A 23,222-nucleotide genomic window follows, 5' to 3' on the forward strand; every position below is an offset into this window, starting at 1 on the left:
TTATCTTTATTTTTTAATCATTTTTTGTGTGGCTACGGTACCGTTTTCAAATAAAATGTGTACCATGTAAACGCCCTGCTCTACTGCCGAAAGGTTAATTTCGTTAGTAATGCTTTTAGATACCTGCTGGCCTATCATGTTATAAACCGCTACCTCTTTAACCTGCTCTGTTGTTTGTATTGTGGCAAAACCAGATGTAGGGTTAGGGAAAATTTTATAGTTGTTTATAGTTACACCATCTACGCCAAGGCTTTCCTCAACATTAAAAGTATAATCTTCTACTTCACCAAATGAGTTGTACCCGCAGGCTCCCGAACCTTCCCAGCCATTTACTCCTTTTAAACGGATTCTTGTGGCACCTAAAACAGCATCGGCAGGAACATTAACGGTAAAGGCAACAGCAGAAAGCGCTTCGGCATCTGATGAAAAATATACCTTTTCTGAATCAGAGAATATAAAGTCCTGGTTCCAGTCTATCCATGCAGAAAGGTAAACGGTATTACTCGAAAAGTTGACAGTAAATTCTACGTTGCCATTTCTTGGTGCTGTAACAAACTGCGCTGTAAAATCGCCGTAACCTGTAAGTGAATTATCGTTAGAACAACCCGAATTAAGGTTTGACAACTGGATAGTTGCTCCTGTTGTTGCAACAGATGTTACAGAAGCATTTTCATTACAGCCGTTAACAAAATACGATTCACAGTAACCTTCTGCCTGACCGGAGATTACAATATCTAATTCTCCCCAAACTGTAGGGTCAGATTCTATTGTAGCCCTAACGGTAACTGTACCATTTGTAACTGCTGTAAGTTTGCCATACATATCTATAGTTGCAAGGTTTTCCGGCTCCATAGACCATACTAATCCAGAGTACAAATCGTCTCCGTCATAATTAGCATACAACTCTAATACTCCCTGATTAGTAGTTATTACTGCGGGTGCATTATTCCTTATTAAAACGGTTAGTTCGTTATCCTCTACAGACGGTGCTGCTGTGCTTATAGCCAGTACCGACATCCTTATTTGAGAAGCATATTCCGCATTTGCATCGCCTGCAAAACTAAAGTTTACGCCAGTTATGGTTTTAGTCTGGTTTGCAGCATCGATATTCAAAGCTACTTCGTATAATTTTGGATCTGTACTATTGCCTTCAAGGTTGTTGTTAGCTGTATTTACCCTGCCTATTCCCATTATGGCATAGTTAGATCCTCCATACCAGTCGGACACTGCTACGTTATTAATAGCCTGAGATGTGCCATCGTTAAAGTTAACCGTTGCATTAAAAGTAAGGCTATTAGACCCGCCACTTGCCGCAGCCGTAAGCACATAAAGTTTACCAACATTTGATGCAGAAAATGCAAGTGTACCACTGTTAGTATTACTATTACCTACATGGGTTGGCGTTAAGAACAATGCGTTTGGCCCAGTGTAGTTTGCCAGTTGAAAAGTTACCCCTGTTGTTGCAGCACTGTTTATTGTTCCGTTTACCGGAAGGCCATAAGCTGGTGCAGTGTTTCCTGCGGCAGCCTGAAAATCTAAAGACACTAATGCCCTTGTGTTAGCCTCATCAAACCCTACCGTTGTAGATTGTGATGCATTACCTTCTCCATTTGCTATAATATCGTGGTTAAAGCCCGATGTTACAGTAACAGGCCCGTAAGCAACCGTTGCAGGAGTTTCGCATATACTAATTGCTAAAACCGCAGTAGTTGTAGCGTTGCCTGATGGCGGCGTTTGTGTAAATGTTACAGAGCTTATAAGCTTATTGTGGTTTGCAGCATCAAGCGCAAGTTCGTTTTGGTAAATACCTGTTTGGGTCAATCCGTCAAACTGATTTAACGGAGCCCAGTTTGCACCTCTTGATACCCTGCCTAAACCGCTTATTACTTTATTAGTTAATGTGCTTGTCTGCCACCAGTCGGTAGCCTGGATAGTGAAAGTTTGAGATGTAGCATCATCAAAATTTACAACTGCAGTTACAGTGTTATTTCCTTCCGCAGTTATAGCGGCAACATATATTGTGTTTGCCTTTTTAGGAGTAACAAGTGTAAGTGTACCTGTGTTAACAAGGTTGTTGCGCAATACTAAGGCATTGTTTACAGTATAATCATTAAACTGATAAGTAAGCCCTTGTGTAGCCACGCTGGTTAACATTCCGTTTACCGGAAGCCCGCCGCCAAAAGCTGCTGCACTTGCTGCAGAACTGTGTGGGTTAGACGGTACAAAATCCTGTGCATAAAATACATTGGCAGCATCTACAATGGCCGATGTTTTAGTATCTGTATTTCCTCCCATACCTTCGGCAACAACATCGGCGTTAAAACCCGTAAGCTCAAGTGTTGCAAATGTACATGCAGCAGGTACAACCTGGTTAGAAATTGTAATGGTGATCTCGCCAAATATTGCAGCATTCTCTACAGATGTTGCCCTTACAACCACAGTACCGTTAGCAGTAGCTGTAACCACACCGTTTTGAGACAGTGTAGCAAAATCTGACCCTGATGTTACAGACCATACTACATTTTGATTAGAGTTTGCCGGTAAAACCGTGTTTGTTAGCTGCAACGTTCCGTTAAGGGTTGTAATTGCAGGTGTACTGTTGTTTAACGCTGCTACTGCTACGCTCTCTACAGGTACAGCATCTTCGGCAGTAACGCTAACAATATAGTCTTCGGCCTGGCCATACCCTGTAACATTACATGGGTTTGCTACAGACTCGCTTGTTGTAGTATAATATTTTTTAATAACCCTCATTCTTGTATTACCCGGTGTTGCACCTACAGGAACAGTAACGTTGCCTGTTATTGTGCTTACTGCTGCATTACCCTGAATGTAACCCAGGTAATATACCTCGTTAGCATCAAGGAAAGAACCGTTATGGTTCCAGTCGAAATAAACAACTATGTGGTTAGAAAAATTGCCAATAGTGTTTGCAGGGTTAAAACCCGAAACAGATATAGGATAAGTGCTGCCCGCAGTTACCTGCCCAAAAACTGTTGTGTAATCTTCATAAGCAAGGGTAGAACTGTTTATAGCATCAGACGATGAATTATTAATACCTGCAAAAGTTACGTTAGTTACGGGCTCTGCCCCTTGTGGAAAGTTAATTTCGCAATAGTTTGCTATTGGTGTAACGATGTCAAATTTCTTAACCACGGTCTTTCCAATTTCTGAATCATCAAAAGCTAAAACAAGGTCGTCGTTATTATCTACAATAAGTGAGTTGTATCTTGCCTCTCCTGCAGACACAAGGCCGCCCAACTGCACCCAAGATTCGTTATTGAAGCCATACACCAAGTTTTTAAGAAAATTTGTATCTTCCCAAATGCTGCATGCTACATAAGGTACACCCGCAGGAGTAACCGCTATGCTCACAAACTGCACCCTGCCTGCCGAAAAATTTTCTGCGCCCAGTGTTAACCACTCTGTACCGTTAAACTTTTTTACATTAAGTTTTTGTCCGCCTGCACTGTTAGATACATAGGCAACATAAAGGTTATTATTAGCATCTATAGCCAGCGACGAGTTATAGTTTTCACTTGCCGAAGCCGGCGCAATATCTGTCATGCCTACAGCCGTCCATGGCTGGGTGGCAGCGGCATTGGCATCGTTTTGGTACACATGCACATTTCCGTTATTATTAAACGATGCATATATTTTACCATTTGTACCCGCCTGTAGGTCTATGTATGTAGCGCTACCCGCCGCAAAACCCGTAGTACCCACCTGCTCCCAGGCACCATTTACATATCTTTTTACTGTACCGTTTGCAGTACCGTTACCCGCATAAACAATCCCGGCAGCATCTGTTATTAATGCCTGGTACGTTACAGATCCTGCTTCGGGGTTAGCAAAGCCGGACCATGAGGTACCGTCAAACTTTCGTACGTTCATACCCGTGTTGGGGTAACCATCCTGGTTAGAATAATATATATTTTGCGCATCGTGTACTGCCAGAGCATTGTACGTTGCTGTACCTGTAGTTATACCGGCAGTACCACCAAGGTAGGACCAGCTTGTACCGTCATATTTTTGTACACTGCCTTTTGTAACCGTTACATCATAGTAAGAAATATATAGATTACCATTGGCATCTTTGGCCAAATTTTGAAAACTGCTGCCACCTGCCGAAACTCCTGTTGCGGGCCCCACGTTTTCCCATTGTTGTGCAAATGAAAGCATCGGGAGAATTGCTGCCATAATGGTTAAAGCCTGAACATTTCTATTTTTAGAAAATAGTCTCTTCAGGCATTTTGAATAATAATTGTTCATAAAAAAATAATAAGATGGTTTGTACTCAACACTATTTGTATTTAGTCTAAATAATATTTGAGCGCAAATATCTTTCGTAAACTTATTTAGCAGGCAGGCTAAACGGATTAAATTTTAATACAAACGGATTTTTAAATGTAAAAGCCACACTTTAGCGGTGTGGCTTTTTAATAAAAAATAATAATGAAAACAGTAAACCCCACTGGCATTAGTTTCTCACTCAGCTAATGCAACTCATTATAAATATGCAGGTATAAAATTAAGAGGACTAACTCTGCATCAAAATTACGGTAACTCTCTGGTTGAAATTAATAATTGAGGTGTAGCGTTTATTTTAACAGGTGAATGGGAATAAAAAAAACCGCAACGGTTAAATTGCGGTTTACTATTGGTTTTAATCTTTTACTTTCTTACCAGTTTCTCAACCTTCATCCCTTTATCGGTCATGACCTTTACAAAATAGATGCCTGCCTGGCGGTTAGAAACATCAATTGTGTTTCCTGATCCTGACTGCAACAGCCTGCCCTGAACGTCATACAATTGCACCCATGTAATTTCTGCCTTTGGTGAAATAGTTACCATACCATTAGCCGGATTAGGATATACCTTAACCGAACTATCCTGTTTAAAACTTCCTACACTTAATATGGCAAAAGTAGTTGTAGCCTCGTTGGTTTGTATTGGCCAGTTATAATCAAAAAAGATGTCTGCCTGTTGTGTTACTTCACTGTTTACAGCAAGCGTGTTAAGCGTTTTTATTTTAAAGGTTACATTGCCTTTCTCTGCTGCACCAAGGTTAATATCATCAAATATAAATTCAACTTTATTGCCGGTAACCCTTGTTTCCATAGCGTGAGAGGCATCCAGAATTTGTAATGTATTTACATCAAATTTAGCAGCATCAATAATATCCTTTACTACAATAAATGTAGCTGCGGCGGTACCGGTATTTTCGAAGTTGATGTTGTAATGCAGATACTCCCCTATTTTATCCGGGTTTACTGTTGCACCTTCAAGGCAGGTAATATCGTTAGGGTCAAAAGATCCTACAACATCTTGCTTATAGTTAAATGAATTATCCTCAGTAGTTTCATCGCCTGTGGCAGGTGTTACAGCAGCTACAAATGTAAGTACATCGCCAATGTTTACTGCCGGTGTTTCCATTGGTCCATTCACATTTAAAATTACAGTTACTTCCCTTGTCTCAAATGGTAACAAATCGGTATAGCTCCATGTTAGCGACCCCGTAGCGGGTGTTGCTGATGCTGACACATAATCTAAAACATCATCATTATATGTAAAAACTACATCTCCCGATAATGTTTGGTTGCCTTTATTTTTGTAGACAATTTTATATGTTGCATCAAATCCCGGCCTTGCACCTAAAACAGGTATTATAGCAACCTCAACATCGTGGTGTATGCCGTTAGATGTAACACAGAAATTATGGATAGATTCATTATTATTGTTATCCGCAAAATTTATCGTAGCAGGCGTTACTGTAAACCAGTCATTCTCAAACTGTGGTGTAAGATTAAAAGTACCCGCCTGTGTAAAAAAGTTATAAATACCATCGGTATTATAAGAATATCCAGTTGTAGTACCATCATTAATTCTAACAACAGCTAAAGGTATCGACAAATTGCCGGAAGCACAGCCATTATTGAATTGATCGTAGTTTATACTCCCGGTTATAGTATTGTAATCTCCTCCTGGCTTAAAGGTACAGTAGGAACCAAATACCACATTGTCTGAAACATTTTCAAATTCTTCACCTTCGTCGATGCATATGTAACATTTGTTTCCCTGATTATTATCAAAATAGGCTGATGCCCCGAAAGATGACGAGAAATTAATATTACCATTTTTTAAATTTAAAAAAACATCATGCGAGCCCCCAAAATTGAAACTAAAAGATTCAATATTCGGACATCCGCTCAAATCTAATGACTCTAACCCAGTAGAATTAACCGATATATTTTCTAATTGAGTATTATTCCCAATTATTAAAGAAGTAAGATCATCATTGTATGCTATTGCAATTCCAATATGCGAAAGATTTTGTGACAACGAAAGGTCAAGAGATATAATTCCTGATTTCACTAAATTAAATGTTTCCAAATTTATCAATCCCTGGATGTTTAGATTAACTAATCTCTCATCTTCAATTGATAGAGATTCAAGATTTGTAAGAGCTGATAGATCAATATCCGGGGTTTGGGAAATCATGATATTAAGTACCTCAACATTTGTAAAAAATTCAATCCCCTGAATATTAGTTATTGGTGCATGATTATAAATATCTGTAATAATGAGAGTATTTACCTCCTCTGCCTCGCTAACCTGAATTTCTCCATCTCCATTTGCATCAATAGGATGTCCATCAAAAAGGTCAATTGCCTCAATTAAGAAACTTTTAAAATTCACATCAGGGATATTAACGATCTGGGCATTTGCTATTCCTGAAACTAACAGGAATAACACGTAAAGTAAGTTTTTTTTCATAGTAATTAAATTGGTGGTTTTAATATCAGATGTAAATACTTACTAAAGGTTGCGTTAAAAACATAAAAAAAGCCTGCCTAAGCGAGCTTTTTTTATCCATACAATTACATAACTATTTCTTTACCAGTTTCTCAACCTTCATCCCCTTATCGGTCGTGACTTTTACAAAATAGATTCCTACCTGGCGGTTAGAAATATCAAGTGTGTTTCCTGATCCCGACTGCAACAGCCTGCCCTGAACATCATACAATTGCACCGATGTAATTTCTGCCTTTGCAGAAATAGTTACTATACCATCAGCCGGATTAGGATATACCTTAACCGAATTGTCTGAACTATAACCACCTGCTCTTAATATAGCAAAAGTAGTTGTGGCCTCGTTGGTTTGTATTGGCCAGTTATAATCAAAAAAGATATCTGCCTGTTGCGTTACAACACTGTTTACAGCAAGTGTGTTAAGCGTTTTTATTTTAAAGGTTACATTGCCTTTTTCGCTTGCGCCAAGGTCAATATCATCAAATATAAATTCAACCTTATTGCCGGTAACCCTTGTTTCCATAGCGTGCGAAGCATCCAAAATTTGTAATGTATTAACATCAAATTTAGCAGCATCAATAATATCCTTTACTACAATAAATGTAGCTGCGGCGGTACCGGTATTTTCAAAGTTTATGTTATAATGCAGGTATTCCCCTATTTTATCTGGGTTTACTGTTGCACCTTCAAGGCAGGTAATATCGTTAGGGTCAAAAGAGCCTACAACCACTTCGTTTAGATTAAAGGTGTTATCTTCAGGAGTTTCATCTCCTGTGACAGGTGTAATTGCAGCAGTAAAATTAAGCACATCATCTATATTTACTGCGGGTGTTTCCATTGGGCCATTTACATTTAGAACAGCAAATATTACACGACTTTCAAATGGCAACAAGTCTGTATAGCTCCATGTCAATGAACCCGTATCTGTTGCAGAAGGCACAGCAGATGCAGTCACGTAATCTAAAACATCTTCATTGTATGTAAATACAACATCTCCCGATAATGTTTGGTTGCCTTTATTTTTATATGTTACTTCATATGTAGAGTCAAACCCCGGCCTTGCACCACCTACTGGCGCAATTACTACCTCAACATCAGAATGAGCACCATTAGATGTAACACAGAAGTTTTGGATTACATTACTATTGTTAGCCTCATCAAACGTTACTGTTGCAGGCGCAGCTGTAAACCAGTCATTCTCAAACTGTGGTGTAAGGGTAAATGTACCGTCTTGGGTAAAAAAGGTATAATTACCATTAGAAGTGTGAGAAGTACTAAGTGTGGCACCATCATTAACTTGTATTGCGGCGTATGACAATTCAATATCATTTACATCACAACCATTATTATTGCTGTCATAAGAAAGTGTTCCTGTTATAGTGTTGTAGTTACCCCCTGGCGTAAAGCTACAATAAGAATTTACATTAATTAAATTTGGATAGTACCACGGATTATAGTAATTGTTAAATATAAATTGTTCTTCTCCTTCATCAACGCAAATAAAAACGGGTTGAGTGTTTTCCAAGTCGTATGCACCGTAAAAATTCAGCAAAGAGGTATTACCATTTTTTAAATTTAGATATGTTAAAGGATTATATTCTATAAAGAGATCTTCTAACAGAGGGCAGTTGCTTAAATCTATTGATGTTATATTATTATAACTAGTTCTAATAGCTCTAAGTGCCGGTGCATCCCCTATATTTAATTCCGTTAGTTGATTATGATCAACTACTAGTCCTCTAAGACGAGCCTTATTTTCAATATTAATTGACGGAATGCTATTAATACTTGCTTGCACATCCTCGATATTAGGGGAATCAGAAAAATCTAAAGGAGTTGTTATTTGATTACTTGTGCAATCAATAGTTTTTAAAGCTGTTAATCCTGACGTATTTAACGCTGTAATTGATGAATATGAGCATTGTATATGCTCAAGTGAAGTATTCCCGGAGAGTGTTAATGTTGTGAGAGCAATATTATCACTGACATCAAACTCTTTCAAAGCAGTTAGGCCACTTAAGTTTATTGACTGTATAATTCCTATTACGTTTCCTGAAGCTGCATTTAGTTTCACTAATGCGGTTAGCGGCGTTGCATCTATTACAGTAATATTACAATAACTAATTTTGAGTTCCCGCAATGACGTAAGGCCTGTAAAATCTAATTCCGTTATGGCGGTATAAGTTAAGTCAAGCTTAATCAGGTTAGACAAACCCGCAATATTTAATGATACAATATTATCATTCATAAATAAAAAAAATTCCTGTAAATTACTTAAAGCAGTAATATCAACTGTAGTGAGTGAAGGAGAATTTCCTAATATTATTAAACTTGTAAGATTAGCAAAAGCTTCTATACCATCAAGGTTTTCAATGAAATCGTGAGATATTGTCATTTCACCTATTTCTAAAGCTTCACTAAACTGTATTTCACCATCCTGATTAGTATCAATGGTTGAAACCGGTATACCATTCAAATCTTTGAGGCTCATTTCAGTACCATCTATCAATAGGGTTTTAAATGCAGTATCCGGTATGTTTACAATTTGTGCATCCGTTATTGCACAGGCAAATAAAAACAAAAAGAGTAATAATTTTTTCATAGGTGTTGGTTGTATATGGATGTAAATATATGAAAATCACCCTTTGTTAAAATTTTTAACATAAAAAAAGCCCGCCTAAGCGAGCTTTTTTTAAATAACCTTAAAACCTGATTATTTCTTATCTTTTTGCGGAGGGAATTTTGCAATGATCTGGGCAACAAATTCGTTAATACGCTCCTGCTTTTTGCTGCGGTCCTGGGTAAGCACGCCGCTGCCCACACCCTGCCAAACAAGTTCTTTTTTAGAGGCATCTATAACATCTATGTACAATGTACCTTCGGTATGGGTGCTTACGGCATTATAGCCTCCGCCATAACCCCACGGGCCACCCCAGCCCCAACCGGGACCCCAGCCGCCATAACCAAAACCGCCGTAACCGTAACCCCCATAGCCAAAGCCCTGGTTTATGTTTACTTCTTTATTAGCTTTGGTAAAAATATTAACCAAAACATCAGGTTTTTCGCTTTTGGTAAAGCCTTTCTTTTGCAGCTCTGCATCAACTGCTTTTAGTATGCGTTTTTTGTCAAGGTCAGATATCTCTGCCTTATCTACCCCGTCTTTAAGGTAGCCGTATGTTTTGTAATGGGTAAAATCAACAGCCTCATCATAATCGGCATCTACTCTGATTGATGAGCACGAAGCCGCCACTGCAGCAATAAATAACACCGAGAGGAATTTTATAGTTTTCATGATCGTAATAAAAAAGTTAATGTTCTTTTCATAGCAAATAGCCCCTCAGCATTTATAACTTATCCCTCTTTGGTTAATTATCCCAGCAATGCGTCGTCTACAAGGTTAGGTAAGGTAACCTTAAGCAGCGGCTGTGTTTCCATAGCTTTTTTTATAGCAAAAATAGCCCCGTCGTTCCTGGCCCAGCTGCGCCTTGCAATACCGTTATTAACATCCCAGAAAAGCATTGATTCTAAACGCCTTGATGCCTCGGTAGAACCATCAAGAACCATACCAAAGCCACCATTGATTACCTCACCCCATCCTACACCACCACCGTTATGGATGCTAACCCAGGTTGCACCCCTAAAGCTGTCGCCTATAACGTTTTGTATGGCCATGTCGGCCGTGTAGCGCGACCCATCATAAATGTTAGACGTTTCACGGTACGGAGAGTCGGTACCGCTTACATCGTGGTGATCGCGGCCCAGTACAATAGTGCCTATTTCGCCATTGGCAATAGCCTCATTAAAGGCACGGGCAATGTTAACACGGCCTTCGGCATCGGCATACAGTATACGTGCCTGAGATCCTACCACCAGTTTGTTTTCCTGTGCTCCTTTTATCCATTTTATATTGTCCTGCATTTGCTGCTTAATCTCTACAGGAGCGGTTTTTGCCATTTCTTCGAGTACTGCTGCAGCAATAGCATCTGTTTTAAGCAGATCTTCCGGCTTGCCCGAAGCACATACCCAACGGAAAGGCCCAAAACCATAATCAAAACACATAGGACCCATTATATCCTGCACGTAACTTGGGTATTTAAAATCGATACCGTTTGGTGCCATAATATCTGCTCCCGCACGCGATGCTTCTAACAGGAATGCGTTTCCATAGTCGAAGAAATATGTTCCTTTAGCAGTATGCTTATTAATAGCATCTGCCTGGCGGCGTAACGATTCCTGTACCTTGTCTTTAAATGCAGCAGGATCTTCGGCCATTAATTTATTAGACTCTTCTAAACTTAAGCCTACAGGATAATACCCTCCTGCCCATGGGTTATGCAATGATGTCTGGTCGCTGCCCAGGTCTACATAAATATCTTCGGCATCAAATTTTTCCCATACTTCAACTATATTCCCCTGATACGCTATAGATACTACCTCTTTATTTTCTTTAGCGGTTCTTACCCTTGCTACAAGGGCATCGGCATTGGTTATTACCTCATCTACCCATCCCTGGCTGTGGCGTGTGTTTACCGCTTTAGGGTTAACCTCAGCACAAATGGTTATACAGCCGGCAATATTACCTGCTTTAGGCTGTGCACCGCTCATACCCCCAAGGCCCGATGTTACAAATACTTTACCCTCCAGCCCTTCGCCATGTTTGGCAATTTTGCGCCCGCCATTTAATACCGTGATGGTTGTACCATGCACAATGCCCTGCGGCCCTATATACATATAGCTGCCTGCCGTCATTTGCCCATATTGCGATACACCAAGCGCGTTGAATTTTTCCCAGTCATCCGGTTTAGAATAGTTGGGTATTACCATACCATTTGTAACCACAACCCTTGGTGCCTCTTTATGCGACGGGAACAATCCCATAGGGTGGCCGCTGTACATAGCCAGTGTTTGCTCCTCGGTCATCTGGCTTAGGTACTGCATCGTTAAAAGGTACTGTGCCCAGTTAGAGAACACGGCCCCATTACCGCCATAAGTTATTAATTCCTGCGGGTGTTGTGCCACGGCAGGGTCAAGGTTATTTTGTATCATGAGCATAATGGCTTTTGCCTGCTCACTTTTACCGGGATACTCGCTTATGGGGCGGGCATACATAGCATAATCGGGCATAAAGCGGTACATATAAATACGCCCGTAGGTTTCCAGTTCGGCAGCAAATTCTTTTGCCAAAACTTCATGGTGCTGCGGTTCAAAATAACGCAGGGCATTGCGCAGCGCGAGTTTTTTCTCGTCGGCGCTTAGTATATCCTTACGTTTTGGTGCATGGTTTACAGCCGGGTCGTATGCCTTGGGCTGCGGCAGTTGTTGCGGTATACCTTGTTGTATTTGTTCTTGAAATGTCATTTTTATTAGTTGTCGGTTGTTTTATTAGCTTACAGTCACAGTTTACAGGCTTACTCTTGTGCAGCGACTGAAAACTGCGACTGAGACTGCCTACTTTTTCAGGGTACCTGATTTCTTATCATACCCATACGGGCAATGGCGGCAGCCGTTTTTGCAGCAGTATCCGCGTTTTAAATGGTATTTCTCGGTAAATACCTTATAGCCTTCGGGCGAGAGGTAATAATCTTCGCCTTCTATTAATTTATTTCCCGAAATTTGGTCGCTCATACGCACAAATTTAGCAACTTTACATTTAATGTAAGGTATTGCTCCTAAATATTTAATAGATGTAGTTACTCATCAATAATTACAATATCCGGGCGGCTGTCATTCCGAATGAAGCGCAGCGGAATTGAGGAATTTTTATTTCTGAGATTTTCGGCTACGCTATTTCAAAATGTATAAATCGCTTTAAAAACTGTTTTCCTACACATAAATTAAATGATACTCATTGCCTCTAAATATATAGTACCCAAAGGCTACATAGGTATAACCCTCTATCCCTTCATAATTGTTAGGGAACGCCAGCTTATGCAACATCCGGTGCTGCTTAACCATGAGCGCATACATTTACGCCAGCAGGCCGAATTGCTTATCCTGCCTTTTTATGTATGGTATGTAATAGAATATTTAATCCGGCTATTAATGTACCGAAATAGAAAACAGGCTTATAGGAATATTGGTTTCGAGCGCGAGGCTTATGCCAACGAAAGTAATCCTGGTTATTTAAAACACCGCCAGTTTTGGAATTTCCTGAAATTTATCAACACTTAAAAATTGAACTTTACAACAAAACCGGCATACCTATAACACCGTAAATTTGCAGTACCATATACTACCACTTGAAACCAAAACTTCATTTTAAAATTTATACTGAGGCTAAGGCATTGCCACCCGAATGGGATGCTCTTGCTGAGAAGAACATTTTTTTATCGCGCAATTATTTGGCGGTGTTAGAAAAATCATCTCCCGATAATATGGACTGCCATTTTATTGGGCTTTTTAAAGATAATGAATTGTGCGGCATTGCCCTTTCGCAATATATTAACCTGAGCCGCATCAACACTTTCGTTGAAGAGAAAAAAGACTTCTGTTTAAAGGATTATATCTTTAATAAATTCTCATCGCACATACTTATCATTGGTAACAATACCCTAACAGGACAAAATGCTTATTTGCTTAATGATGCAATTTCTGAAACCGAAGCACTCGGACTTCTTAAAAATGTATTATCTCAACTTAAAAAGCTGTACCGTAAAAAGTGCATTTACATAAACCTGCTTTCTCTAAAAGATTTTAATGCATACGAATTGCCCGATTTTAAAGCAGCAGGCTTTAAGGGTTATTACCAATTTTGCACCCAGCCCAATATGATATTCGGAATACGCGAAAACTGGTATTCTATAGATGATTACCTGGCAGATCTTTCTAATAAATACCGCACGCAATACAACCGCGCGCGCAAAAAAGCAGAGGGCATTGAAAAACGAAAACTAACCGAAGCCGAAATTAAACAGTATGAGAGCTGCATTAACCGCTTATATTTAACTGTGGCAGGCAATGCATCTTTTAACACGTTTCATTTACCTAAAAATCATTTTGAAGTTTTTAAACAGCAGCTTGCAGATGATTTTTTGTTTTACGGCTATTTTCTGGATGGCAAACTTATAGGCTTTAACACCCTTATAAAAAATGGCACTGATATGGACACCTATTTTTTAGGCTATGATGCTTCCATACAAAAAGAAAAAATGTTGTATCTCAACATGCTATATGACATGGTAGGCTACGCTATTAAAAAACAGTTTAAGCATATTATTTTTGCGCGGTCTGCTATGGAAATTAAAAGCTCTGTAGGTGCAGCAGCCGAAGAAGTTTACGGAATTATAAAGCACACTAACCCCGTTATAAATTTATTTACCGGCAGGTTATTTAAATTTTATGATCCAAAAGTGCAATGGAAACATCGTAGTCCGTTTAAAATGTAGATTATATCCTGTTTAAAAAAATTGTTTTAATTGATTCTAAATCCGAATTGAGCCCTAACATTTTTTAAACAAACAATAAATGTTATTTTTGGGTAAAAGGCTTAATCCCTGATTAAATTATGCTTCAGCTTAAAGACAAAAGACTAATACAGTTTGGGCAACATGTAAGGCTTATCCGCGAAAAGCTGGGACTAAGTGCTGCCGATGTTGCTGCAAGAAGCTATCTCTCTAAAAAGGATTTGCTTTTGATAGAACAGGGAAATAAAAATTTTGGATTTACAACACTTTTAGAGCTTTGTAAAGGCTTGGGTCTAAAACCTGATGAACTATTGTCTTTTGAAATTGAACTCTGAAAGAAATTTAAGTGCCATTATTATTTTAAGAATCTTTGTTTTTTAAACACCTTCCCCTTGGCGCATTACCCTCGTTAAGCACTGTTTCAGAATGCAGGAAGCGCGCAGCCTCTGCAGAATCTTTTACTTTAACAGCACTGCGTTCAAACATTTTCGATTCAAATTCTGTTAATACACTTTCCCTTATTCCGGCAGTTCTCCATTGAGACGAAGGCCCACATCCTTTAGTTATAGCACGGACAAGCAAAAGCGCATCCAGCAATGCCTGATTTGCCCCCTGCCCTTTAAAAGGGCTCATGGGGTGGGCTGCATCGCCTATAATTGTTACCGGGCCTGCCTTGCAAAACAATTGCTTATTAGGTAATTCGCGGTCGTATACAGGATAACCCGACACATTTTCGTTTGGGGTAGCTGCTAAAATTTGAGGTACCGGATCGTGCCAGCCTGCCCTGCGGCAAGCTTCAGCTTTTAATGCCTCCGGACCTTGTGCGCTTAAGGCTATAGCCTCATCCTGTGGCATATAAAAGCTAAACTGCCACATTACAGAGTTAGATGTATAAGGCATCATGTAAATTCGTTCATTGCCATTTGCCGTTTGAAATACCGTAGCAGAATCCAGCAGGGGATTGTCAGCATTTTCAAGAAGATGTAAAGGACAGATTCCTAATATTACAATACAGCCCAGGTAACGCAGGGGTGTACTATCATTGCCTAAAAGCAGCCTGCGTACTAAACTCCGTATACCATCGGCACCAACCACAACATCTGCCCTGGCTGTCTTATCTTTGCCATTTACCCGAAAGCCTAAATTTATGCCACCGTCTTTACATTCTTTAAAATCTATTAGCTGGTGCCCCCATTGTACTGTGTCGTGACCATCCAGCTGTTCCAGCAAAGCCAGCCGCAACGATTGTCTTGCAATGTGCATATTTGTACGCCTGGGTACCCTGTCTGCATTTGGCATCCATTTTCTAAACCCCCATTCTCCTATTACTTTACCTTCCGGGGTATGAACAACGTGCCTTGTAGAAATTACACTATCTTTTAGCGACACAATACCCAGTTCGCTAATTGCCTTACCGGCCTGCTGCAAAGTAAGGCCGTAGCCCTGAGAACGCTCATTAAAATTAGCATCGCGTTCATAAAGAGTAAAGGGTATACCCCGGTGAAGGCAGGCTACAGCGAGCGCCACACCCCCTATACCACCGCCAATAATAGCAATATGTGGGTACTTATCATTATCTGCAACAGGATATACTGCAGAAGGAACTATACCATAGCCATTGCAGCTAAGGCATGTGTATAAATGTGCATTGGGGCGAAGCGGCACTGTTCCCCGGCCTCCCGATTTTTCAAACTGTTCAAGTTCTCTCTGGTAAAAAAGCTTCGCTTTTTTGCTGAGTCCACGGCTCTTTTTGCCCTGCCCTTTACATTCATTACAAACTGTCCAGGGTGCCGTTCCATTTTCCATTTCTTAATCCTGTTACTAATTATCCTTATGCTGTATTATTTACAAAAGTAAAAACTTAGCACTCATATTAATGGCTAATTTAAGTAATAAGCATAAAAAAAACGCATACACCTTTAAAGAAGCTGTATGCGTTTTTATCTGTGACCTCGACTGGATTCAAACCAGTAACCTCTTGAGCCGTAATCAAGTGCGCTATTCAGTTGCGCCACGAGGCCTTTTTATTATTTACAATCATGATTATAACAACCCTGATTGCGGGTGCAAATATAAGGATAAATGTTTTTAAAATCCCAATAAAGATTACTCTTTACATTAAATAACTGTAACACATTTACAGTTAAGCTTCTAACGCTTCGGGTATGGCAACTTTCATTTGCTTGTGCAATATACGCACATCAAGACGGTCTACTTCGCCACAATATTCGCCATCTATCTGAAAATGAACCGGAAAATTGGTCGTTATAAGCGCCTGCTGCGTAGAAATTATCTCTACGTTCTCGTTACCCTCCAGACTAATATTGCCTGCCAGTATTTTACCTATAAACATAAGGTCGAGATTTTTAAGTATAACAACTTCAAATTTGCCATCATCCATAATACCTATTGGGTTTATGGTAACGCCGGTACCATACCGTTTGGTGTTAGCCATAACTATCATACGGGCCTCGGTCTCTATGGTGTTACCATCTGCTTCAATAGTTGCTGTAAAAGGTTCCTGCAAATCGGTTATGGTACTAATAGCTTGCAGGGCATAGCCCAGTTTTCCGCGAATGCTGCTGTTTTCATAATTGCGAATAAGCTCTGCATTAGCACCAATATCACTTAGGTGCAGGCTCTTTTTACCGTTAATGCACACCATATCCATCTCCATATAATGATTATGAAAAGCAATTTTGATATTTTCGAGTGGGTCTTTAGAGAGTTGTAAATCTACCGAGAGCCCATTGGCCGATCCTGCCGGCAACACCCCTATAATTACATCGCAGTTCTCTACCGCCTCTGCAACAATTTTAACGGTACCATCGCCCCCCACTACAAGAATGCGTTGCGGCGCATGTTCTTTATAAAGCTTATGTATTGCCTCTTCATCATCATTACCGGTAGTTTCATATTCTACGAGTTCAATATTGCTTTCAGCAGCATAATCACGCGTAGCAGCTACCAGTTCTGTCTTATCGTTACCGCCTGATATAGGATTAATTACCAGTAAAAACTTCTTTTGGGAATTCATTAGCTTCTTTTTCCAATAAAAGTAGGTAAATTGGAACATGCAATGTCTTATCAAATATATAAATTTTAGATGAAGCCAACATTAAAATTATACCGCGGTTATGCCAACGACCAGGAATTTATTGTTTTTGGGCATGTGTTTAAGGAAAGCAAAGCCGGAAACTATGAGTTCGAAAAAAAAAGGTTTAAAAATGCCAAATCGGTTTTAAGGATGTTTCTTATTAAGACTATTCCTAATGCAGATGTGTACCTGGAACACGACGGTAAGCGCATACATACTAAAACTATGGACGACGGGTATTTTAAATTTTGTATCCCTGTAAAGGACGAACTAAAACACGGGTGGGCCGATTATTATGTGAGCACTTTTCATGAAGGCGAAGAAATACGGGAAAAAGGCACCTACATACGCCCTTATGAAGGCGACCTTGGCTTTATAAGCGATATAGATGATACTTTCCTAGTGTCGCATACACGAAATTTATTTAAAAAAATATACATATTATTGTGGAAGAATATTAACGACCGCAAGATATTTGAAGATGTTGTACCCCATTACCGGGCACTAAGCACTGCAGGCCGCAATAACAAGAACGAACTTAATGCTTTTTTTTACGTATCAAGCAGCGAGTGGAACCTCTATAAATTTATTGTAAAATTTACAGAGAAGCACGACCTGCCCCGCGCTGTGCTGTTACTAAAAGATATTAAAGACAGCCTGATGGATTTTTTTGTTACAGGGCGTGGTAACCATAACCATAAATTTGATAAGATAAAGCATATACTGGAGTTTTACCCACATTTGCAATACACCCTCTTGGGCGACGACTCTCAGCATGACCCCTTTTTATATGAAAATATCTGCAAGATATTCCCGGTAACAATTAAGGCAGTTTATATAAGGCAAACAGGGCGTTCTAAAAAAGAAAAAGCTGTTGCCGCCATAAAAAACATAGAAAGTATGGGGGTTGCCGCATGTTATTTTAAAGATAGCAGCGATGCCATAGCCCATTCTAAAAAAATAGGATTAATCTCATAATTTTATAGTATTTTTAAGGATAACCTGCTTATTATTAGGTACATTTATAGTACAAAACATAAACAAAACTACAAATTATGAAACAAGTAATCTTAACAATGGGGCTTGCCATGTTGTTGCTGGCATCCTGCAAAAAAGATGCTCCGGTAGCACCGGAGGTACCGCCTACACCGCCACCTGTAGAAAACCCTGCACCACCTTCGCCACCTAAACCGCAGGTACAGGTTCCGCCGCCACCGCCACCCACCGTAGCACCGGAGGAAAAAGATGGTACATCGGTTAGTCTGGACGAAAATGGGGTTAATGTAAGTTCTAAAAATGGAGCGAAGGATAGTAAAGTAATTATTTCTAAAAATAAAAAAGAAGTAAAATTTTCTACGAATTAAATAAAAATGCCCTCAGAATATGAGGGCATTACTTTGTTACGCATTTTCTATTTCTTCCTGAACCTGCTCCCACTCTTCCATCCGTACATCAAGTTCTTTCTTTTTATTTTCATAAGCTGCAAAAAAAGCAGCATCCCCTATTAATTTTTCGGGATGTTCTGCCAGCATCCTGTCATCTTTTTGTATTTCAATTTCAAGTTGCTTTATTTGTCCTTCTATCTTACTTAACCTGTTTTGTAACGCTTTACCTTTTTTTTGATCCTGGTAATTAACCGGTGCTGCACTTTCTTTAGCCGCAGCCTTAACCACATCTTTCTTTTCTACCTCGCGCATGTTTTGCATGTTGCGCTGCTCCAGGTAAAAATTAATATCCCCAAGGTATTCGCGTATCTTGTGGTCTTTAAACTCGTACACAATATTACTCATGCCCTGCAGGAAATCCCTGTCGTGGCTAACCAGTAATAGTGTGCCTTCATATTTTTGCAGTGCCGCCTTAAGTACGTTCTTAGATTTTATATCTAAGTGATTGGTAGGCTCATCCATTACAAGTACATTAATGGGCTGAAGCAATAGTTTACAAAGCGCTAAACGGTTTCTCTCGCCACCACTAAGCACTTTTACCTTTTTCTCTACATCATCTCCCCTAAACAGGAAAGAACCCAGCATATCGCGCACTTTGCTACGGTTAGTATCTGTAGCAGCATCCTCCATAGTTTGCAATAAGGTAATCTCACCATCAAGGTGCTCTGCCTGGTTTTGTGCAAAATAACCCAACTGTACATTATGTCCCAGTTTTATGGTACCGGTATAATCTATCTCATTAGTAATCGCTTTAATAAAGGTCGATTTTCCCTGGCCGTTCTGCCCCACAAAAGCAATCTTGCTTCCGCGTTCTACAAGCAGGTCGATATCTTTAAGTATTAGCTTCTCGCCATATTTTTTGGTAACATCCTCAGCCTCTACCACCACGCGGCCGGGAGTCATAGAAACAGGGAACGATATATTCATTACAGAGTTGTCATCTTCATCAACCTCTATGCGTTCTATCTTGTCCAGTTTCTTTATCATAGACTGTGCCATAGAAGCCTTGCTTGCCTTAGCCCTGAATTTCTCGATAAGCTTCTCGGTATGCTCAATGCTTTTCTGCTGGTTCTTTTGTGTAGCTAATTGCTTCTCTCTAATTTCGCCACGCAGTTCTAAATACTCAGAGTACGGTTTGTTGAAATCGTATATTTTTCCAAGCGAAATTTCGATGGTACGGTTCGTAACGTTATCAAGGAACATTTTATCGTGAGATACAATTACCACAACACCGGGATACACCCTTAAGAACGACTCTAACCAAATGATACTCTCAATATCAAGGTGATTGGTAGGCTCATCCAGTAGCAATATATCGTTAGATTGTAATAACAGCTTAGCAAGCTCTATACGCATACGCCATCCTCCGGAGAACGTATCTGTAAGCTGGTCGAAATCTTCACGCTTAAAACCAAGCCCAAGCAAAATCCTTTCGGTATCGCCCTGGTAGTTGTAACCACCTAAAATTTCGTAATGGTGTGAGTAATCGCTTAAGTCTTCTATAAGTTTAGAATAGCTTTCGCTTTCATAATCGGTACGGGTAACTAGCTGATGGTTTATTTCGTCAATTTTAGCCTCTGCTTTTTTTATCTCAACAAATGCCTGATAGGCTTCATCAAGAACGGTACGTCCCGGAATAAAATCGATATCCTGCCTAAGAAAGCCCATACGTACTTCCTTCTCTGTAGCGATAACACCGGTATCTGGCGGGATATCGCCGGATAAAATTTTAAGCATGGTCGATTTCCCTGCACCATTTTTACCAACAAGGCCCACACGGTCGCCGGCGCCAAGACGGAAGGTAACTTCCTCAAACAAATACGATCCGCCAAAGGAAACCGATAAATTATGAATATTAAGCATTATCTTTATGTATGTATTTTAATCGTAAATTTGTAAAAACACAAATTTTTTGCAAATGTTAAAAAAAGGATCCAAACTATATAGCATTTTAACAGGAACCTGTCCCCGTTGCCATCAGGAAAGCATGTATAAAGACAAAAATCCTTACAATCTTGGCAATATATACAAAATGCACGACAATTGCAGCCATTGTGGCCTGCATTACAAAATAGAGCCATCCTTTTTTTATGGTGCCATGTATGTAAGTTACGGCCTTGGTGTAGCCTTTAGCATTGCCGCATTTATAGTGTCGTTTGTTTTTTTAGAGTCAAGCCTTAAAACCTCTTTTATAGCAATTATTGTAACTCTTATAGTATTGATGCCTTTGCAAATGCGCTGGGCACGTAACATTTGGATAAGTTTTTTTATAAGCTATAAAAAAGACTGGAAATCTCTTAAACCATAAATCGCGACAGGTTTATTTCCCGAGATATAGGGGTTCCATTTTCAATGCAGTCGTAAAGCAGTTTTGCCATAGCCGGCCCCAGCATCACTCCTCGTGTACCAAGCCCATTTAACAAGTGTACATTTTTATGTAAGTGATGGGTACCAATAAGCGATTTTCTGTCTTTAGTTGTTGGGCGTATGCCTGCGAGATGTTCAACGATTTCGTAATCGCAGGTAATTACCTCATTTAACTTTTCAATCAATTCTGCTTTTCCGGCTTCGGTTGGCGTAGCGTTCTTATCGTACCACTCGTATGTAGCACCCACCTTGTAAACATCATTGCCCATAGGGAGGATAAATACACCGGCATTTATAGCAACATCAAGTTGTAACTGCGGTGCTTTAATAACTAACAACTCCCCCTTTGTACCGTCGAGCGGAAGATAATTAAAATAAGGGTTTGCATGCAGCCCAAAGCCCTCTGCAAAGACAATATGCTTTGCATTTATGTCTTTATATTCAATATGATCTTCATGAATAATGAGATCACTATAATTGAAAGTATCGTTTAAAAGATTATCGTTTTCATTTAAATATGCCTGGTATGCCTTAATTAGCACCTCCGTATCTACATAACCCGTATGCAATACCTGACCAAAACCAAAAGGCGACGGCAGGTTTTCATACTTTTTATGCACAATTTGTGTAGATAAAAACGGTTCGAGTGCAGGTTTGTCTGCTGCTTCAAACCAATTATTTTGTTCCTCTACAGAGGCAAATTTTCTGTAAACCGGAATTTCAAAATCAAATTTTATGTTTAGCTGTTCTTCAATAGCTTTATAAAACGGCTTCATATAATCTAAATGTACTTTAGAATCCTGTGGCAGGCTAAAACGCTTTAATATTACCGGATTATAAATGCCCGCTGCTACGTGACTCGAATTATGAGAAGCATCGCTTATAACTGTAAAACTTTTGTTGTTTATAAAAGCAGTTTCGGCAAAACAGATGCCCGCAAGTCCGGCACCTACAATAATAAAATCTTTCATAGTGCAAAGTTACAGCTATATCTTATGCTATAAAACTATTTATTAATGAGAAGCTTTCTAATAGATGCCAAATGGCTAAATAACACTACCGGCACGATAAAAGTGGGCAGCCAGCTGAATGGAAAATTCAGGATGGCAACATTGGGCTGGTCAAAACCAAATTGTTGAAATGGCGAAGGAGCCGAGAGTATAGCAAGTGCAACAACATTTACAAGTAGACAAAGGCTTACAACATTCCATATTAAAACAGCTGTGCGGTTTAATTTCTTTTTAATATAGCCGTAGTAAATAAATGGAGCCGTTAAGCCTGCTATAATATCGAAGTTCAGTCCGGAAAAAGTCATTATTTCTGGCACGGCCATATTGATGCAGAGCCAATAAAGAACAATCTCTACAGGAATGCGAATGGTATGCAACAATATAAGCTTTTCCTGTGGCAGATTATCGATAAACATTCGGCCTTTTTTGCTGAAAAATATGGTTATCAGCGCCACAGTTAAGGGTATTCCGCCAAACAAAATTAATTTAGGCGGAGTAGATTCAACATTAACAGGCGAATCATAAAAATCTAAAAGCGTCAACCCTGCCTGTAGTACAAGCCATAACCCTATTGCCCAACTCAGCCTTCTAACAGAGACAACGCCCGTTTGTTTTGCAGTTTGTACAGCGTACAATACTGTAGCCACCACAGTAATATTAAAAACGGAAGGTATGTAGAACGGAAGGCCTGGTAGCATTGAATATTGTTTTTAAATTGCTAATTTCGATTCAAATGTATAAAAACTCTTCTAAACTTTCATAATTTCTATAAAAACAAAAAGCCCTTTATCTATACTGATAAAGGGCTTTTAAAAAGAAAGGCGATGACATACTCTCCCACAAACTGCAGTACCATCTGCGCAGGCGGGCTTAACTACTCTGTTCGGGATGGGAAGAGGTGAGCCCCGCCGCAATAATCACCTTAAAAGGTTCATTGCTTTGGACAATGATTTACGCGTATACCGTTAACTATGAACTGTAAACCGTAAACTAATAATATTAACATACTGAGATAAAGAAAAAATAGTATTTAGAAAGTTCTTCCCCCGGTTTGCACCGGGGAAAAGAGCGTACATAAGCTTACAGG

Annotated in this window: 17 protein-coding genes, 1 tRNA gene and 1 rRNA gene; 6 read left to right on the top strand and 13 right to left on the bottom strand. The window is 39.5% G+C overall.

Features of this window, described 5'->3' with window-relative positions:
• Positions 1 to 6: 6 nt before the first annotated feature.
• The 6 genes from F565_RS0120670 to F565_RS23070 form a co-directional block, all read right to left on the bottom strand.
• Complete coding sequence (locus F565_RS0120670) at positions 7 to 4,200, bottom strand: GEVED domain-containing protein (protein WP_169336046.1); 4,194 nt, start codon at positions 4,198 to 4,200, stop codon at positions 7 to 9.
• A gap of 474 nt (positions 4,201 to 4,674) precedes the next feature.
• Positions 4,675 to 6,777, bottom strand: a complete 2,103-nt coding sequence (locus tag F565_RS0120675; protein WP_020215157.1) for a T9SS type A sorting domain-containing protein — start codon at positions 6,775 to 6,777, stop codon at positions 4,675 to 4,677.
• A 112-nt stretch (positions 6,778 to 6,889) separates the two neighbouring features.
• Entirely contained in the window at positions 6,890 to 9,415 is a 2,526-nt protein-coding gene (locus F565_RS22155) for a DUF7619 domain-containing protein (protein WP_020215158.1), read from the bottom strand.
• A gap of 111 nt (positions 9,416 to 9,526) precedes the next feature.
• A complete protein-coding gene (locus F565_RS0120685; RefSeq protein ID WP_020215159.1) occupies positions 9,527 to 10,105 on the bottom strand; it encodes a DUF4136 domain-containing protein in 579 nt (192 codons plus the stop codon).
• Positions 10,106 to 10,182: 77 nt separating this feature from the next.
• Positions 10,183 to 12,171, bottom strand: a complete 1,989-nt coding sequence (locus tag F565_RS0120690) for a urocanate hydratase (protein WP_020215160.1) — start codon at positions 12,169 to 12,171, stop codon at positions 10,183 to 10,185.
• Between the two features lie 90 nt (positions 12,172 to 12,261).
• Positions 12,262 to 12,438, bottom strand: coding sequence for a C1orf53 family protein (locus F565_RS23070; RefSeq protein ID WP_020215161.1), 177 nt, complete (start codon positions 12,436 to 12,438; stop codon positions 12,262 to 12,264).
• A gap of 213 nt (positions 12,439 to 12,651) precedes the next feature.
• On the opposite strand from F565_RS23070, the gene F565_RS0120700 reads away from it, so the two are divergent.
• From F565_RS0120700 to F565_RS0120710, 3 genes are all read left to right on the top strand, one after another.
• A complete protein-coding gene (locus F565_RS0120700; RefSeq protein WP_020215162.1) occupies positions 12,652 to 12,984 on the top strand; it encodes a hypothetical protein in 333 nt (110 codons plus the stop codon).
• 68 nt (positions 12,985 to 13,052) lie between these two features.
• Positions 13,053 to 14,198, top strand: coding sequence for a GNAT family N-acetyltransferase (locus F565_RS0120705; RefSeq protein ID WP_020215163.1), 1,146 nt, complete (start codon positions 13,053 to 13,055; stop codon positions 14,196 to 14,198).
• 119 nt (positions 14,199 to 14,317) lie between these two features.
• Entirely contained in the window at positions 14,318 to 14,551 is a 234-nt protein-coding gene (locus F565_RS0120710; protein ID WP_020215164.1) for a helix-turn-helix domain-containing protein, read from the top strand.
• Positions 14,552 to 14,576: 25 nt separating this feature from the next.
• On the opposite strand, the gene F565_RS0120715 is transcribed toward F565_RS0120710, so the two are convergent.
• The 3 genes from F565_RS0120715 to F565_RS0120730 form a co-directional block, all read right to left on the bottom strand.
• The gene (locus F565_RS0120715; RefSeq protein WP_020215165.1) at positions 14,577 to 16,022 is read right to left on the bottom strand and encodes an FAD-dependent oxidoreductase; all 1,446 of its coding nucleotides are present in this window, start codon (positions 16,020 to 16,022) and stop codon (positions 14,577 to 14,579) included.
• A gap of 141 nt (positions 16,023 to 16,163) precedes the next feature.
• A tRNA-Arg gene (locus F565_RS0120720) sits at positions 16,164 to 16,237 on the bottom strand.
• Between the two features lie 122 nt (positions 16,238 to 16,359).
• A complete protein-coding gene (locus F565_RS0120730; RefSeq protein ID WP_020215166.1) occupies positions 16,360 to 17,253 on the bottom strand; it encodes a diacylglycerol/lipid kinase family protein in 894 nt (297 codons plus the stop codon).
• Positions 17,254 to 17,322: 69 nt separating this feature from the next.
• Between F565_RS0120730 and F565_RS0120735 the strand changes: the two genes are divergently transcribed.
• Entirely contained in the window at positions 17,323 to 18,291 is a 969-nt protein-coding gene (locus F565_RS0120735) for an App1 family protein phosphatidate phosphatase (RefSeq protein ID WP_020215167.1), read from the top strand.
• A gap of 77 nt (positions 18,292 to 18,368) precedes the next feature.
• A complete protein-coding gene (locus F565_RS22575; RefSeq protein ID WP_020215168.1) occupies positions 18,369 to 18,677 on the top strand; it encodes a hypothetical protein in 309 nt (102 codons plus the stop codon).
• A 36-nt stretch (positions 18,678 to 18,713) separates the two neighbouring features.
• On the opposite strand, the gene F565_RS0120745 is transcribed toward F565_RS22575, so the two are convergent.
• A complete protein-coding gene (locus F565_RS0120745) occupies positions 18,714 to 20,621 on the bottom strand; it encodes an ABC-F family ATP-binding cassette domain-containing protein (RefSeq protein ID WP_020215169.1) in 1,908 nt (635 codons plus the stop codon).
• A gap of 55 nt (positions 20,622 to 20,676) precedes the next feature.
• Between F565_RS0120745 and F565_RS0120750 the strand changes: the two genes are divergently transcribed.
• On the top strand, positions 20,677 to 21,066 hold the full coding sequence (locus tag F565_RS0120750; RefSeq protein WP_026300222.1) for a DUF983 domain-containing protein: 390 nt from the start codon (positions 20,677 to 20,679) through the stop codon (positions 21,064 to 21,066).
• On the opposite strand, the gene F565_RS0120755 is transcribed toward F565_RS0120750, so the two are convergent.
• The 3 genes from F565_RS0120755 to rrf all read right to left on the bottom strand — a co-directional run bounded on the left by F565_RS0120755 (position 21,056) and on the right by rrf (position 23,060).
• Complete coding sequence (locus F565_RS0120755; protein ID WP_020215171.1) at positions 21,056 to 22,096, bottom strand: NAD(P)/FAD-dependent oxidoreductase; 1,041 nt, start codon at positions 22,094 to 22,096, stop codon at positions 21,056 to 21,058. The two genes, F565_RS0120750 and F565_RS0120755, sit on opposite strands and share 11 nt — an antisense overlap.
• Positions 22,097 to 22,131: 35 nt before the next feature.
• Entirely contained in the window at positions 22,132 to 22,833 is a 702-nt protein-coding gene (locus F565_RS0120760) for a hypothetical protein (protein ID WP_020215172.1), read from the bottom strand.
• Positions 22,834 to 22,951: 118 nt separating this feature from the next.
• Positions 22,952 to 23,060, bottom strand: a 5S ribosomal RNA gene (gene rrf / locus F565_RS0120765).
• Between the last annotated feature and the right edge of the window lie 162 nt (positions 23,061 to 23,222).

The organism is Flavobacterium rivuli WB 3.3-2 = DSM 21788 (genome assembly GCF_000378485.1).
GTDB classification, from domain to species: domain Bacteria; phylum Bacteroidota; class Bacteroidia; order Flavobacteriales; family Flavobacteriaceae; genus Flavobacterium; species Flavobacterium rivuli.